The sequence below is a fragment of the Pseudomonas sp. JV245A genome, from assembly GCF_032424515.1.
Lineage (GTDB): Bacteria > Pseudomonadota > Gammaproteobacteria > Pseudomonadales > Pseudomonadaceae > Aquipseudomonas > Aquipseudomonas protegens.
In genome coordinates this window covers 39,905-53,535 of sequence record NZ_VYKE01000031.1, presented here as the reverse complement: position 1 = coordinate 53,535, position 13,631 = coordinate 39,905, and the positions used below count along the sequence as shown (strand labels likewise).

Here is a 13,631-nt window from a genome sequence, read left to right as displayed (position 1 = left end):
CCCGGCCCAGGCCTTCGACCCGTTGCGGGACCGCCGGCGTTTCACCCTGAACATGCCGGAGCAACTGGAGCCGGTGATCCTGCCCTTGATCCTGGCGCACCTGAACCGTGTTGCCCCGCACCTGGAAGTGCGCAGCACCAGCGTGCACTGGGCCGACCTGAAGCTGGAGATGATTGCCGGGCGCATTGACCTGGCCATCGAACTGTCGCGGCTCACCGACCCGCAACTGCAACAGCAACTGCTGCTGCAGGATTCCTTCTGCGTGATGGCCGGCCCCGGCTTCAGCGGCGAACTGACGGTGGAACGCTACCTGGCGGCCGAGCATGTGGCGGTGACCTCCAGGCGCCGGGGCATCTGCGTCGAAGACCTGGCCCTGGGGCACCTGGGGGTGGTACGGCGCATCCGCCAGCACTGCCAGCACTTTCTCACCGCCGCGCAATTGGTGGCCCAGGGCGATGGCCTGCTGACCCTGACCCGCAACAATGCGCAGTTGATCAACGCCGGGCTGGGCAACCGGATTCTCGACATGCCCCTGACCCTGCCCGAGGTCTGCCTCAACCTGTACTGGAGCAAGCAAGTGCAGAACGAGTCGGCCAACCGCTGGCTGCGCGGGCAGTTGCTGGAGCTGGCAGGGCGCAGTTGAACGGCTTGATGCCCGGCCCAAGCGCCGTTGTGCTGTAATTTGCGGCCACACACGCACAAGGAAACCTGTGGATGCACGAGTCCGCCCGGCATATCGTCGATCTGTACCAGCGTCATGCTCGGGCCTGGGACCAGCGTCGCAGGGCCAGCCCCGAGGCCTTCGAGGGAGAGCAGGCATGGCTGGAGCGCTTTCGCCGGGTCATGGGGCAGGGCGGCCAGGTGCTGGACCTGGGTTGCGGAGGTGGCGAGCCGATTGCGCGCAACCTGATCGAACACCAATGTGCAGTCACCGGCGTCGACAGCTCTGCCACCTTGCTGGACCAGTGCCGCCAGCGCTTTGCCGGGCAGCAATGGATCCACGCTGACATGCGCAGCCTCGCCCTGGACCAGGATTTTGCCGGCATCCTCGCCTGGAACAGCCTGTTTCACCTGAGCCCGGACGATCAGCGCGCCATGTTCGCCGTTTTCGAACACCACGCCGGCCCGGGCTGTGCCCTGATGTTCACCAGCGGCCTCGAGGCAGGGGAGGCCATCGGCGAATTCGAGGGCCAAGACCTGTACCACGCCAGCCTCTCCCCAGGGGAATACTGCACCTTGCTCGACACCCATGGTTTCGAGGTGGTGCAGCACATCAGCGAAGACCCGGACTGCTGCGGGTTCACCGTTTGGCTGGCGCGGACGATAGATTGAGGCTCAGAGCACCTTCAGGTTTTTGGCGATGTCCCGCAGGCAGATGCCCAGGGCACGTTTTTCGAAGTCGTGCGGGGCAAACCCAAGGATGAAATCCGCACGTATCAACGACTGAACCACCGCATCGCTCTCATCCCGAAACTGCTTGCGCTTGAGCATGTCGGTCACCTCCGGGGCGTACCACTGGTAGCGCTCCTGCAGGTGGAAGAATGTGGTGAACTCGCCCCAGGCCCCGTTACCAGTGACGGTCAGCTTAAGTTCTTCCTCGGTGATTCCAGAGATCCCAAGCGCCGACCCCTTGAGGGTAAAACTCATGTCCAGGGGGGCGGTGGGGTCAAAAGGATGGGGGATTGTATGGGCGGGGTCGTCATCCCCCTTGATCGAGGAGTTGCACGGGTGACAAGAGGGCACCAGGTTGTACAGCGACACCGCCAGATAGGGGTAGATCGACTTGGGCAAGAAGTGATCAAGGGGCGGCCGCATTTCCAGTTTCCTGGGGGTGCCGACACTCTGGCCGTGGTAATTCACATGGTGCAGGTGGCAGTAAGGGCAGATGCGCAGTGCATAACTGCCTACCAGCTTGTAGGCGTTCCAGCCGACGCCCTTGTAGATGAAATTGCTGTAGTCGAAGATTTCGCCCAGCTTGGTGATCAACTTCTCCATATCGGCCTGCCGAGCGCCGGACTTTGCGCTGGGTCGATTTCGCAAGTAATGATCAAGGGGCCCGGCTTTGTGTTTGACCTGTTGGATCACCCCGTGTAGCCGGCTGACATCGCCGACAAGTATGAAATCGCGCTCGCTCTGCAACACCTTCTTCAAGTCTGATGTGAAGGGCGGATAACCGGCGAAGGGTGACTTCCAGGCACTCATGGCCTTGTCAAAACGCTCGCCCAAGGTTTGCAGGTGCCGCTGTTTAGCGGTCGGATCCACCTTAAGCTTGAGCATGCGGGCCTCCGATCAGCACGCTCAACTGTTGTTGTACATGGTGCCTGAGCTCATCGTTGGCCAGTGTGTCGGCGATCTGCCAGGCGTGCCTGATGCTTTCCAAGTCTTGATCCTTGCGGTTCAACACATCTGAGAGTTTGGTCAGCAGGTTCAGGTTGAACTCGCCCGTGAAATCTCCCACCGCGAATACCGAGTTCAAGGTTTGCTTGGGGGTGTAGCCGAAGGCATTGGTCAGTTGCTGGTTGTCCAGGTCGAACAGGCGGCCGGCGGGTGTATCGGCGGCGACGATCAGTGAATGGGTGGAAATGAACACGTGGGTTCTTTTCGCCAGGGAACCGAATTGCCCGATGAATTTCAGCAGGCTGTCGATGTACATGCGTTGCCACTTGGGGTGCATGAACATCTCGCCTTCATCGATGCACAGCAGCATCAACCTATCCTGCGACTCGCGCTCGAACTCGCCGAAGGCCCGGGCGGTGGAGCAGTACAGCGACATCATGCTGGCCTGGCCGGAGCTCAGTTGCTTGAAGGAGAACTTGAGCAAACCGAGTGCAGCCACTTCGGAAAACACACCTTCATGTTGACGGATCTGGTGACCGGCTTGCTCATCCAAATAGGCCAAAGAGGCCAGTCGCCTCCAAGTATTGACGTTTTTGAACAAGGGACGGACTACATCCAGCGCGTTGCGGGCCTTGAGCAATTGCTCGGCCAAGAAATCGTTTCCTGCCAGCAGAAGCAGTTGAGGGAAGTCAACCAACAGCAAGTCGTTGAGCCACGGGCCGTGAACTTTGATCATTGCCAGCAACGTATCAATCAACAGATGAAGCTGTTCATCAGTTACTCTGTCCAGGCATTCCAGGACGGCAAAGGAGCAGATAAACCTCGTCTGTACTGATGAGCGCCTGTCGATCTCATGAAGCCGGGTCTTCATTTCCGGCTCCAGGGCCTTGTAGGTTCTGGCTCCGTCCGCGGAATATGACTTCACCAAGTCAACCAATGAAGCCGGCTTGAGTTTTATTTCCGCCGTCGCCTCGGAGACGAAGGTGGCTTTGTCCTTGAGAAAGGGATAGGCATTAAATGCCGCAACCATCTCCGACTCCACGACCAGACCAAACCTTGGGCTGACATCTTTTACTTTTCTACGACGCAAGAGTGCGCGTCTGACCTTTTCAAACGGAGAGGTCGAGTAGAAAACTGCCGAAAAATCGGGCGGTACGCAAAACTTGTCTTGAGTGATCTGCAGGCTGGAGAGCAGCCTGGTCTTGTTAAGCGAAAGACCTTTCGATAGGTACAGCCCCTGTTCCGTTTCCCAAAGAATGCTGACTTTGGATTTAGACTCCCAATCAGCCAGTCCTTCGCACACCCCCAGCAACATCTCGGTCTTGCCACTGCCATTCTCGCCGTAAAGGGTAGTGAACGAGGCTACGTCTAACTGCTGTCGGCTGGAGGTGCGCGATGAAGGGGCTATTTCCAGAGTGAAAGGGGGGATGTCAGGCGGTCCCTCGGAGGGATAGACCACCACCTCATAAGCATCGGTTAATGGCAATACGGTGGGCTGTCCCGATTTTCCGACGAAAAAAAGCACATGGATCACAGTGCGGTCTGGCGACATATCGAATCCCTGATAATTGTTTTTCAGCTCTTGCTTTGAATCCTGGCTAGCAGGCCAGCGCACCGGCATAAATAGCTATGTGCCATTAGTAAAAAATGGCGCGTAGATTCGCACATGAGTCGGTTGCGGGAAATAGTCGGCCAAGCATTCAAGAGATTGGCGACTGTCGGGTTTTCCAGGTCGGGACGTTTGCCTCGGACAAAAAAAAGCCGCGTCCTACGAGAACGCGGCTTTTTCAGCTGGCCCTGGGGCCATTTGCGCTACTTGTTTTCAGTGTTTCATCATGCTGTGGTCCGGCGCATTCAGCGCTCGGGCTTGGGCTTCGACCTTGATGGTTTCCTTCTCGCCCTTGGCGTTTTCCACGGTCAGGGTCAGGGGCACTATGTCGCCGGCCTTGATCTGGCCGGTGAGCTCCATGAGCATCACGTGGTAGCCGTGGGTGTCCAGGCTGACTTTCTGTCCGGCCGGCAGGGCCACGGCGTCCACTTGCTGCATGCTCATCACGTCGTTGTGCATGCTCGACTGGTGGATCTGCACGTTCTTGGCCACTGGCGATTGCACCTCAACCAGCTTGCTGTCGCTGCTGGCGGTGAGGTCCATGAAGGCGCCGCTGGCGTGCTGGCCGGCTACGGTGGCGCGGACCCAGGCGTTGTCCACTTGGGTCGCGGCGCTGGCGGTGCCGCCCAGACCCAGCAGGGAAACCAGCAGCAGGGCAGCTTTGAGACGGGATGGGCGCTGTAGGGAATGCATTAACAAACCTCCATGACGGTGAGCAGGTCTTCCGCGCACTCTTGGGCGGTAAGGGACTGGGAAAGCCCCAGGCGCAAGGTGCCCCGGGAGTCGAAGACGAAACTGGTGGCGGTGTGGGACAGGGTGTAGGTCGAGCCGCTGGGGATCTTTTCGTAGAACACGCCGAATTCCTTGGCGGTGGCAGCGGTCTGCTCCAGGGTGCCGTACAGCGCCTCGAAGCTGGGGTCGAAGGACTTGACGTAGGCGTCCAGCACTTCGGGGGTGTCGCGCTCCGGGTCCAGGGTGATGAACACCACTTGCAGGCGGTCGCCATCACGACCCATCAGCTTCTTGGCCTGGGCCGCGCGGGCCAGGGTGGTGGGGCACACGGCCGGGCACTGGGTGAAGCCGAAGAAAATCATCGGCATCAGGCCGCGGTAGCTGGACAGCGACTTGGTTTCGCCCTGGGAATCGATGAGTTTGAAGGTGCGGCCAAGAATCTGATTACTCAGGTCCTTGCCGTATTTGAAGGACAGTCGGGGACTGTTGTCGCAACCGGCGAGCAGGCCCAGGCCGAGCACTCCGGCGCTGGTGAGCAGGGTGCGGCGAGTCAGCAGAACACTCATGAAATAACGCCCTTTGAACAGCCAGACAGGCAAAAACCCGCGCATGGTAACAAACAGACGAAAGCGGCGGCGGGCTAATTAGACCAATGCCTGCGGCCATCGGTCGCAGGCCGGGAAGGGCCGGGGCGTGGCTGCTCAGCTTTCCAGGGCGGCCATCTGCACCAGGGCGCGCACGGCGCTGCGGGTGGCCTGGGTCAGGGGTTGGGGCAGGCGGTCGAGCTCGAACCAGGCCACATCGCTGTGCTTGTGCGGCTCGCAATTGCGCGCCGGCATGGCCGGGGCCGAGGCCAGGTACACCGGTGATACCCAGTGCTCCTGGCGCAGCGGGTCGATCTGGTCGACCACGCACAACAGGCTCACGCCTTGAAGGGTCAGCCCCAGTTCTTCGTGGATTTCCCGGCGCATGGCCTGTTCCACCGGTTCCAGCCAGTCGACCTTGCCTCCGGGGAGGCCCCAGCAACCGGCTTCCGGGTCGCGAAGGCGCTTGACCAGCAGCAGCTGGCCGTCCCGGACAATCGCGACACCGCACCCCAGGCGTGGCTGTTGTTGCATGGCAGGTCCTCCTTGCACTGTTTCGGCGGGGCAGATACCGGGCAATGCCCGGCAGGCCCGTTCACCGTTGCGACAATATCGGCAGCGGCGCTTTCGGCAGATTATTGCTTTGTTGTTTATTTGTAATGACAGTTGGAAGTCACTGCCCGGGGCGTGGATCAGTGACGCCACACAGTGGCGCCGATCACTAGCAGCGCCAGCAGGATCAGCACCACCCCGGTGCCCCGTTCCAGCCAGGGCAGGGCCCGGGCAAAGCGCTCGCGCACCCGGCGGTTGCCAATGGCCAGGGCCACCAGCACGTCCCACAACAGCACGGCGCTGAACATCCACAAGCCATAGACCAGCTTCCAGCCGGCACTGGTCTGGGCCCCCACCAGGGACGCCAGGCTGACATAGAACAGGGCGTTCTTGGGGTTGAGGATGCCAGAGAGAAAGCCCATGCCCAGGCCACGCCACCAGGTGGCCCGGCCCAGCGGCCGGGCTTCGTCGTTGCCGCCCACCGCGGCCAGTGAACTGGCGCCGGCATGGCGGATAAACAGCCAGCCCATATAAAGCAGGTAGCCGCACCCGGCCAACTGGATCGCCAGGAACAGCGGGCTGCCTGCTCGAAACACCGAGACCCCGGCAAACGCCAGGACGATAAAGGCACCATTGGCCAGGGCGATGCCCAGGCAGGCGCCGGTGGCCGATCGCCACCCCGCGGCCATGGACATGCGTGCTACCAGGAAGAAATCCGGGCCGGGGGAGAGCAGGGCGAGAAAGTGCGCGGCGGCGACCAGCAGGAACTGTTGAATCATGGGTAGAGCCTTCCAGTGACGTGAAAGCCTGGAAGTCTGCGGCGCCGAGAGAGCCGGGGTATTGAAGAAAATTGCGCGGCCTCAGGCCTTGTACAGGCCCGGGGTTACGCCGACATGAGCCTTGAACACTCGCTGAAAATGCGCCTGATCGGCAAAGCCCAGGCGCTGGGCCAGGGCTGCCGACGCTTCCCCGGCCTGCAGCGAAACGCGGGCCTGGATGATCCGCTGGTTCAACTGGTAGGCATGGGGCGTCATCCCGGTGGCCGCGCGAAAGGCGCGGATCAACTGGTAGCGGCTGATTCCCGCCAGTTCCGCCAAGTGCTCCAGAGGCCTGGCCTGCTGCGGATCACACTGGAGGAAATCCACGACCCGGCGCACGCCTGCGCTGGCCCGGGCCGGATCGGCCGCCAGGGCAATCACCGGTTGCTCCCGGGTGGCCAAGCCACCGATGAACTCGATCAGCGCGGCCTCCTTGTGCTGCCAGCTGGCGTTGGAAAACAACAACTGGTTGAGCCGGCAAAAAGCCTGGTAGAGGCCACTGTCGTGGCTCAGCACGACCTGGGAAAGCGCCGACCCATGCTGCTGCGCTTCTTCGCGCACAGCGTCCACCCAGCGCGGGTCCAGGTGCAGCATCTGGTAACTCCAGGCGCTGCCTTGCAGGGGGTTGCAGGCATGGGCGCAATCGGCCGGGACAAATACCACGCTGCCAGCCCGGATCCGGGTCGGGCCCTGGGCGCCGCCGCTGAACACACTGACACCCCGGTCCACGGCACCGATGGACACCGTCGGATGGCTGTGGGCCTTGTAGTTGGCGCGGCTGTCACAGGCCCGGCGGCTTTCGACGTAAGGCAGGTTCGGGTCGCGCCAGAATTGGGCGGTGGAGGACATGGTGCGGTTCCGCGAAGGGCTGTAGAGACCGCGGCGACGCGGTGGGCGGGTTAGCCTAACAGGCCCCCCGGCAGGCTTGCCACAGGGTTGAAGGCCGATGGGGAGCCTTGACCGATCGGAGATTGCCAGCTATTTGATTCAAAAAAATATTTCAATGCTGTTTTTGAATTTCGCCCAGGGCGGAGGACTTTCCTTGGCGCCTTGGCCGCTCCCGTGAAATGCAACCGACCTGAAGCTTGGCTGGAAAGGGACGTCCTGCCGTTTTCATGACCTCTCGATCATGGCCATTACCCCGGCGAAACACTTCGCCCTATGCGTGAGGAACAACAATGAAAAGCTTGAATAGCCTGATGATCGCAAGTGCGCTTGTCATAGGGTTGTGCTCCACGACCCTGGTGGCCGCTGCACCACACTTTTCACCCCAGGGCCCGTTCTACGGCAACAATGGCACCCTCTCGATAAAACTGCCGTCGTCGTTTCAGGCACAGGTCACCTGTGGCATCAGCCTGAGCGGTTCGATCAACACTCAGGATGAAGCCAAGATCCACAGTGTGTTCATCAGCGGTAGCGGAATCTGCAAGTCCTTGCAGGCAAAGAATCTGCCCTGGATCTTGAAACCGGAAAACGTATTTTCCTTGAAGCTGGAGGGCGTCAGCTTTGTCGTCTCCAATTTCGTACCTGCCAGCAATTGCGGGGCCAATGACATATTCGTGACCTGGAACGGTCCCCTTCAAAAGTTGAGTGCCTTCAACCAGGCCCTCACTGGCAATTGCACACTGGCCACGCTGGATATCACCCTGCAGCCGCCACTGACCCTGGTCCCGTAGCCCCCTCGCGATACCCCGAGCTCCCGGGCCTTGTGGCCTCGGGCGCTCGGGGCACATTGCCTCGGCAGCGTAGAAACCGCTCAGGCACCTTGAAACTTGAAGGCGGGGGTGACCTTGAAGTCGCCGGAGACTTCGCCGGAATAGGTGGTGGATTGGTCCTTGCCCAAGTCGAGCTTCTTCACCTGGCCCGTAGTGCTTGCGAAGTCGATCTTCTTCAGGTCGACCCAAAAGGTATTGGGGGTCAGTGCCGACTCGAAAAAGTACAGCTTGCGTTGATGGTCCACTACAGTGCGCCAGCGAGTGGAGGAGATATTCGGTTCACCCGGGGTGGAGATGCCGTAAGGCACAGAGACGTTTCTGATTACGCTGAACACGCTGGCCAGGGAGACCTGCGGGCTCTCGTCCTTGGGAATAGCGTTGACATAGAAGGAGGCCCGGGCGAATCGATCCGCGGCGCGGTTGGTGCCCGGCAACATGACGGTGCCGCCAATGGATTTCCAGTAGGCATTGAGGGCCAGCTGTTCATCAAAGGTCGGGGAATTGGTCATGACCTGGAATTCCCGGCCATGGTGAATCACCGGTTTGCCCTTGATGTACTCGATGATCGCGCTGTCCCCCGTGGCGTCGGAAATCGACAGGTGCAGGGTCGCCAGGCGCGTGTCCCCGGGGACATTGGCCGTCACCAGGGTAAAGGGCTCTTTCTTCAGCGCGTCCACGGCCTCCGCCACGGTGGCGTAGTTGTCCAGCACATACTGGGCCCAGGCGGCGATGCTGAGGCCCGGCTTGCCGTTGTCGGGTACCGGGTACTGGGACTCCACCAGCCACAGCAGGTTGGTCACCAGGCCTGCCTGGTTGACGCCGTCGGTAGTCGCGATGTCATAGCCCGAGGCAATCACACTGCCGTAGCGCGAGGTCCACTTGATCGAGTTGGCTCCCACCTCACCATTACGCTGCATGCCCTGCGGGAAGATCCACAGATGGGTCGCCACGTCGGTTTTCCAGTCCATGGAACGGGCGGTGATCACGCTCTGGTTGCTTCCCAGGTAGGTCAGCCGGGTGCAGGCCTGGGCGAGGGGCAGGGACAGGATGATACTGCTGAGGGCCAGGACTAAGGCCCTAGGCACGGCTTTCCTGGGCAGTGGCAATACCTTCATTACCTTCATGGTGCTGATTCCTGTTTTATTCGGCCGAGAAGGCGCGGGTCTCTGAATTCATACCAGTCTTTTTCCTTGTCAAGAAAGCCCGGAGTGACCTGAAAATCGCCATAACCTCACTTTTAGCACTGCCTATACTGGATTGCGCAGCCGTTTCACCGCAGGACACACATAAACAGGAGCGTTTATGACTTTCAGCGAAATAGCCTATGAGCAGTCCGGGCCCGTGGTGATCATCCGCTTCAATCGTCCCGAGCAGCGCAACTGCATCGGCCCGGTCACCCACCGCGAGCTGATCGAGGCCTGGACGCGTTTTCGCGAGGATGACAACGCCCTGGTGGCAATCATCACCGGCACCGGCGACCGAGCCTTCTGCGCCGGCGGCGATCTCAAGGCGGCCGCGCAACTGGTGCCCAGCAGCGCCGAGGAAATGGCAGCCCACGACCGTGGCGAACGCCCGGGCATCATCGGCCCCAGCCGCTTGACCGAGATCTACAAGCCGATCATTGCCGCGGTCAACGGCGTGGCCTATGCCGGTGGCCTGGAGTGGGCCTGTTTTGCCGACATCCGCATCGCTGAAGAACACGCCTCGTTCGGCGTTACCTGCCGGCGCTGGAACATCGGCCTGGCGGATGGCGGCACCCAGCGCCTGCCACGGATCATCGGCATGGGCCGGGCCATGGAACTGATTCTCACGGGCAAGGTGATCGACGCCCAGGAGGCGTACCGTATCGGCCTGGTCAACGAAATAGTACCCAGTGGGCGCTCCCTGAAACGGGCACTGGAGCTGGCCCATGTCCTGGCCGGCCTGCCGCAACCGGCGATGCGTTCGGACAAGGAAGCGGCCGTGCGTGGCTATGGCTTGCCATTGGCGGAGGGCTTGAAGATCGAAGCGCAGTGCTTCAACCGCTCGATCCATCAACCGGAAACCCAGGAAGGGTTGCGGCGGTTCATCGAGCGCGATCATCCGGATCGGGCCAGCCAGCAGTCGCCCGGTACGCCGGGTATTGTCAGGAACTAACCCCCAGGGCGTGGCGGCCTGCACCCGATGCGGTGCAGACGGCAGGGCTCAGCCTGCTTTCTTGCAGATCATCTCTTCAGCCCCATGGCCCCAAGTGACAGCAGCCTCGCCCTGATGCTCCCAGAAGCTCTCGTTCTGCCCTAGGTAACGTGAGCCGCTGGCAGAGCTGGCCTCCAGCATCAGCGATTGCCGACCTTTATATAAGGCGGTGAGGGAGGGCGGTTCGGTCTGGAAGAAGGTGACACTGATACGGCCATTGCTCGCGCAATCGAACATGACCGGAGCGGAGGAGGTGACCAGCCCATAACCCGTCTGCAGTTCGACGATGCGCCGACGATAGCTATCAGCCACGCAGGCTTGCTGATCATCGGTCTTCCAGCACTCGTCGCGGCCCTTGATCCAGCCACGCTGTTCGGCCTTGAGCACATTGCCGCGCTTGCCGGCATTCTTCAGGGCAGCGCGATAAATAGTGGCCAACTTGCGGTCCAGTGCCGCGAGACCAGGGTTCTGGCAGATCAGTGCGGTTATCGACCCGGTCATCTTCTCACTGCAGTTGAATGAAGGACCTTGTTCGGCCGTTGCCAGAGAAGTGGCCAGCAGGGCCGATAAAGCGACACTGCTCACCATTGTTTGAAGGGGAAAGTTCATGGGTAACTCCTGATATCCAATATAACTAAACTAAATATTCATTTAGTTTAGTTATTTATAAGCGTCATATTGTCAGGGCAGGGTAGCTCATCCCGCGAGCCATATCTCGACACCCGGCAGCACTCGGCAAGACCCGCGGCGAGGTGTATTTGATAAAGGGCAGATCGAAGCTATCCTCACCAGGGGCAGCAATATCGATTATTTAAAATACATATTGAACAACTGGGCAGGAGCCAAGAAACATGACAGGGGAAGATCTGGTCAAGGCAATAGAAAACAATGCAACGCTCATGGGGCTGAAGGATTGTCCTTCCGTGCCCATTCAAATGAGCTGCGCTGTCTACGGGAAGGTGCAAAATGATGTTGGAAACGATGTCATTACAAATAACGGAAGCATGAAATACCAAATCGATCAGGCTCTTTTATTTCGCGGCCTGCACTCGGAGACAGCTGTTTGGCACTTTAGTACGGGACCAGTGGTTCATCATTTTGTCGTGATCCCTTGGTACAGGCAGTCAGCCCCTCAAGGGACCGTGTATACGGTGTTTATGGCCTACGAAGGAAAGTACCTGCTGGTTAATTATGTAAAACATAACAGCCCGGCCCCTGGTGAGATTAAAGGCTACAAGACAGCCTGGACGGAAAACGACTTGAGAACCATGCTCTCTGACTTGCTCACCAAGAGTAGTGCCTGGGAAGAATACTTCGGCAATGTCGGACCGGCCCAGGCGAATATAATCCACTACTACAAATACAAAACAACAACACTAGACTCTGCAGTTTCCAACGTGAATCGATACAGAGAGCTCTGTCGGTAGATTCCTTGGTCGTCCCGGCAATTAGCCAAAGCCCACCTTCAATAGTTCGATATGCAGGTGGGCCACAGTCAGCAACCACCTGAGTTTGAAAGACACACACCACATGTTCACGCGCGGTCGGAATCCGTGGGAGTCACGCAACTGGAAGTTTTTCGGCCCAGGGCCGGTGAAGTCCTGGGTTGGCTAAAAGGAGAAAAGGAATCAGGATTCGTTTGTCCAGGATGTCATTGCGAAGGCCCAGACGCGAGCGACAGCAGAGTGATCGAAGCCTGGCTTCAGAAGCTGTCCCTGAGGGTAGGAAGCGTTGCAGCTGAGCCTGGGTAATTCTTGGGTATCGTGACCCACATGAACATGTCATATCTACGCATAATGTATATTATGTTAAATATAATAACTCCAAGGCTCACAGGAGCTGTGATCAGCTATCAGGCTTGGATCACGCATCCGGGCGCTTTCGACGCTTTGAATTGGCGTACCCGAGCTGGTCATTTCCAGTTTTCGAAACCACTCACTGCTCAGATCCACCGATGGCTCGATCTGCACCTATAGGCTTCGACCAAGCCCATGAACGTGACGCAGCGAGCAATCGCATAGCTCCCACCCCATCATTGGAGTGCTTCACCATCGAATCGGATTGGCTGACGAACCCTGTACTCTCATGAAGTCCTGGGTACAGCAAAGACCCTTACAATTTCTTCAGCGCAAGCTGCGTCATAAGATCTGCTTTCATAAAAATCAAAAGCAGTTTCTGCCCCACAGCTGGAAAAATGTTTTTTCACTTCCTTCATCTCCTTCGACGCAAGCCCTCTATCATGTTCTCGTACTTTTTCCAAAAAACTGACTGAAGCTGGCTTTGCGCAAATAAAAATATTGGGTATGAGAACACCTTGCTGCGCCAGCCCTTCAAAGTCTGTAAAAGTCACGGCAAAAAAAACATCTTTACCTGTTGAAACCTCCAAGACTCTTAAAGTATTTAAAACAAACAAAGCGAGCCCTGTCAGGAAATCAGACACCCCGTCGCTGCTCATTTCATCCATCAGGTGCTTTAAGCGACCATACCTTGATACAAGCGGAATCTCTTCAAAGCTTTCATAGCTCTCGAAGAACACGTCCATATCATTGTACGGCTCTTTACTGATTACCTTGTTATAGAGATCTGTAAGCTTCATTACCAGGGGATACTCCATCCGTCGCAGGATGTTCGGGGGGGAACGTCAGGAAGTTCAATCAACGAGGGTGCGTGCTGGCTAGAACCACTTTCACTGGTATCACCTAGCCCTCAAGCTCATAAACCTCAATATCACGACCAATAACATATAGATCCCCTTCTTCGCGCACTTGATCAATGGATGCTGGATCAGCATCCAAAGCGTAATTTCCATCAATGTCGACACACCAATACTCGTCAAACTTCAACAGCCGAACCCCCGAGCAAATTGAATTGAATTGATGACCGCTAACTTTCGCGCTCAGCTCTTCGACGCCACGGACAACCACTTTGACTTTCTTCCAAACATCCCCATCAATACGATGATCTCTGGCATGAAATACCACCTGTGCTGCGAGTCGTTCGCCTGGCGCTAAATTAAACTCGAACGACAATAGCAAGCCATCTTCAAAACGGTGAAAAGCTTGTAATACCTCACTTATTTTTTCTGCAGTTTCTGACATTTTCATTTACC

At 58.4% G+C, this 13,631-nt stretch carries 16 protein-coding genes; 5 read left to right on the top strand and 11 right to left on the bottom strand.

All coding sequences use genetic code 11. The annotated features are described in order from the left end of the window. The coding region (locus F6S12_RS11950) for a LysR substrate-binding domain-containing protein (protein WP_315868929.1) at nt 1–643 on the top strand (643 nt) is incomplete at its 5' end. Between the two features lie 71 nt (nt 644–714). Further along, nucleotides 715–1,332: a class I SAM-dependent methyltransferase gene (locus tag F6S12_RS11945; protein WP_161467100.1), complete on the top strand. Its 618-nt coding sequence runs from the start codon at nt 715–717 to the stop codon at nt 1,330–1,332. Between the two features lie 3 nt (nt 1,333–1,335). Here F6S12_RS11945 and F6S12_RS11940 read toward each other — a convergent pair whose 3' ends face one another. The 7 genes from F6S12_RS11940 to F6S12_RS11910 all read right to left on the bottom strand — a co-directional run bounded on the left by F6S12_RS11940 (nt 1,336) and on the right by F6S12_RS11910 (nt 7,481). Continuing rightward, a complete protein-coding gene (locus tag F6S12_RS11940; RefSeq protein ID WP_315868928.1) occupies nt 1,336–2,277 on the bottom strand; it encodes a hypothetical protein in 942 nt (313 codons plus the stop codon). Next, nucleotides 2,264–3,958, bottom strand: coding sequence for an AAA family ATPase (locus tag F6S12_RS11935; RefSeq protein WP_161466834.1), 1,695 nt, complete (start codon nt 3,956–3,958; stop codon nt 2,264–2,266). The genes F6S12_RS11940 and F6S12_RS11935 overlap by 14 nt, the downstream gene beginning before the upstream one ends. A 201-nt stretch (nt 3,959–4,159) precedes the next feature. Further along, nucleotides 4,160–4,639, bottom strand: a complete 480-nt coding sequence (locus F6S12_RS11930) for a copper chaperone PCu(A)C (protein WP_015635622.1) — start codon at nt 4,637–4,639, stop codon at nt 4,160–4,162. Further along, entirely contained in the window at nt 4,639–5,244 is a 606-nt protein-coding gene (locus F6S12_RS11925; RefSeq protein ID WP_161466832.1) for an SCO family protein, read from the bottom strand. The genes F6S12_RS11930 and F6S12_RS11925 overlap by 1 nt, the downstream gene beginning before the upstream one ends. Nucleotides 5,245–5,379: 135 nt before the next feature. After that, nucleotides 5,380–5,796: an NUDIX hydrolase gene (locus F6S12_RS11920; RefSeq protein ID WP_015635620.1), complete on the bottom strand. Its 417-nt coding sequence runs from the start codon at nt 5,794–5,796 to the stop codon at nt 5,380–5,382. A gap of 158 nt (nt 5,797–5,954) precedes the next feature. Next, complete coding sequence (locus F6S12_RS11915) at nt 5,955–6,590, bottom strand: LysE family translocator (protein ID WP_315868931.1); 636 nt, start codon at nt 6,588–6,590, stop codon at nt 5,955–5,957. An 84-nt stretch (nt 6,591–6,674) separates the two neighbouring features. Next, a complete protein-coding gene (locus F6S12_RS11910) occupies nt 6,675–7,481 on the bottom strand; it encodes an AraC family transcriptional regulator (RefSeq protein WP_315868927.1) in 807 nt (268 codons plus the stop codon). Between the two features lie 329 nt (nt 7,482–7,810). On the opposite strand from F6S12_RS11910, the gene praB reads away from it, so the two are divergent. Beyond that, nucleotides 7,811–8,308 carry an alkane oxidation protein activator PraB gene (praB, locus tag F6S12_RS11905; protein ID WP_015635617.1) on the top strand — a complete coding sequence of 166 codons (498 nt, stop codon included), beginning with the start codon at nt 7,811–7,813 and terminating at the stop codon, nt 8,306–8,308. An 80-nt stretch (nt 8,309–8,388) separates the two neighbouring features. On the opposite strand, the gene F6S12_RS11900 is transcribed toward praB, so the two are convergent. Then, nucleotides 8,389–9,471 (bottom strand): linear amide C-N hydrolase, encoded by a 1,083-nt coding sequence (locus F6S12_RS11900; protein ID WP_370059139.1) that lies wholly within the window; start codon nt 9,469–9,471, stop codon nt 8,389–8,391. A gap of 178 nt (nt 9,472–9,649) precedes the next feature. Between F6S12_RS11900 and F6S12_RS11895 the strand changes: the two genes are divergently transcribed. Then, on the top strand, nt 9,650–10,483 hold the full coding sequence (locus F6S12_RS11895; protein ID WP_315868926.1) for an enoyl-CoA hydratase/isomerase family protein: 834 nt from the start codon (nt 9,650–9,652) through the stop codon (nt 10,481–10,483). Nucleotides 10,484–10,531: 48 nt separating this feature from the next. Here the strand turns inward: F6S12_RS11895 and F6S12_RS11890 are convergent, their stop codons facing one another. Further along, nucleotides 10,532–11,131 carry an MliC family protein gene (locus F6S12_RS11890; RefSeq protein WP_210482070.1) on the bottom strand — a complete coding sequence of 200 codons (600 nt, stop codon included), beginning with the start codon at nt 11,129–11,131 and terminating at the stop codon, nt 10,532–10,534. A gap of 242 nt (nt 11,132–11,373) precedes the next feature. Here F6S12_RS11890 and F6S12_RS11885 point away from each other — a divergent pair, with 242 nt between their 5' ends. Further along, entirely contained in the window at nt 11,374–11,949 is a 576-nt protein-coding gene (locus F6S12_RS11885; RefSeq protein WP_194237757.1) for a hypothetical protein, read from the top strand. Nucleotides 11,950–12,605: 656 nt separating this feature from the next. Here the strand turns inward: F6S12_RS11885 and F6S12_RS11880 are convergent. Both F6S12_RS11880 and F6S12_RS11875 read right to left on the bottom strand, forming a co-directional pair. Continuing rightward, the gene (locus tag F6S12_RS11880) at nt 12,606–13,118 is read right to left on the bottom strand and encodes an Imm15 family immunity protein (RefSeq protein ID WP_227454050.1); all 513 of its coding nucleotides are present in this window, start codon (nt 13,116–13,118) and stop codon (nt 12,606–12,608) included. A gap of 103 nt (nt 13,119–13,221) precedes the next feature. After that, the gene (locus F6S12_RS11875) at nt 13,222–13,626 is read right to left on the bottom strand and encodes a hypothetical protein (RefSeq protein WP_315868925.1); all 405 of its coding nucleotides are present in this window, start codon (nt 13,624–13,626) and stop codon (nt 13,222–13,224) included. Nucleotides 13,627–13,631: the final 5 nt, after the last annotated feature.

Bases quoted from the DNA above. Each gene is read 5' to 3' on its own strand.
- F6S12_RS11945 (WP_161467100.1), top strand. From the start codon at position 715: ATGCACGAGTCCGCCCGGCATATCGTCGATCTGTACCAGCGTCATGCT.
- F6S12_RS11940 (WP_315868928.1), bottom strand. From the start codon at position 2,277: ATGCTCAAGCTTAAGGTGGATCCGACCGCTAAACAGCGGCACCTGCAA.
- F6S12_RS11935 (WP_161466834.1), bottom strand. From the start codon at position 3,958: ATGCCGGTGCGCTGGCCTGCTAGCCAGGATTCAAAGCAAGAGCTGAAA.
- F6S12_RS11930 (WP_015635622.1), bottom strand. From the start codon at position 4,639: ATGCATTCCCTACAGCGCCCATCCCGTCTCAAAGCTGCCCTGCTGCTG.
- F6S12_RS11925 (WP_161466832.1), bottom strand. From the start codon at position 5,244: ATGAGTGTTCTGCTGACTCGCCGCACCCTGCTCACCAGCGCCGGAGTG.
- F6S12_RS11920 (WP_015635620.1), bottom strand. From the start codon at position 5,796: ATGCAACAACAGCCACGCCTGGGGTGCGGTGTCGCGATTGTCCGGGAC.
- F6S12_RS11910 (WP_315868927.1), bottom strand. From the start codon at position 7,481: ATGTCCTCCACCGCCCAATTCTGGCGCGACCCGAACCTGCCTTACGTC.
- praB (WP_015635617.1), top strand. From the start codon at position 7,811: ATGAAAAGCTTGAATAGCCTGATGATCGCAAGTGCGCTTGTCATAGGG.
- F6S12_RS11900 (WP_370059139.1), bottom strand. From the start codon at position 9,471: ATGAAGGTAATGAAGGTATTGCCACTGCCCAGGAAAGCCGTGCCTAGG.
- F6S12_RS11895 (WP_315868926.1), top strand. From the start codon at position 9,650: ATGACTTTCAGCGAAATAGCCTATGAGCAGTCCGGGCCCGTGGTGATC.
- F6S12_RS11890 (WP_210482070.1), bottom strand. From the start codon at position 11,131: ATGAACTTTCCCCTTCAAACAATGGTGAGCAGTGTCGCTTTATCGGCC.
- F6S12_RS11885 (WP_194237757.1), top strand. From the start codon at position 11,374: ATGACAGGGGAAGATCTGGTCAAGGCAATAGAAAACAATGCAACGCTC.
- F6S12_RS11880 (WP_227454050.1), bottom strand. From the start codon at position 13,118: ATGAAGCTTACAGATCTCTATAACAAGGTAATCAGTAAAGAGCCGTAC.
- F6S12_RS11875 (WP_315868925.1), bottom strand. From the start codon at position 13,626: ATGAAAATGTCAGAAACTGCAGAAAAAATAAGTGAGGTATTACAAGCT.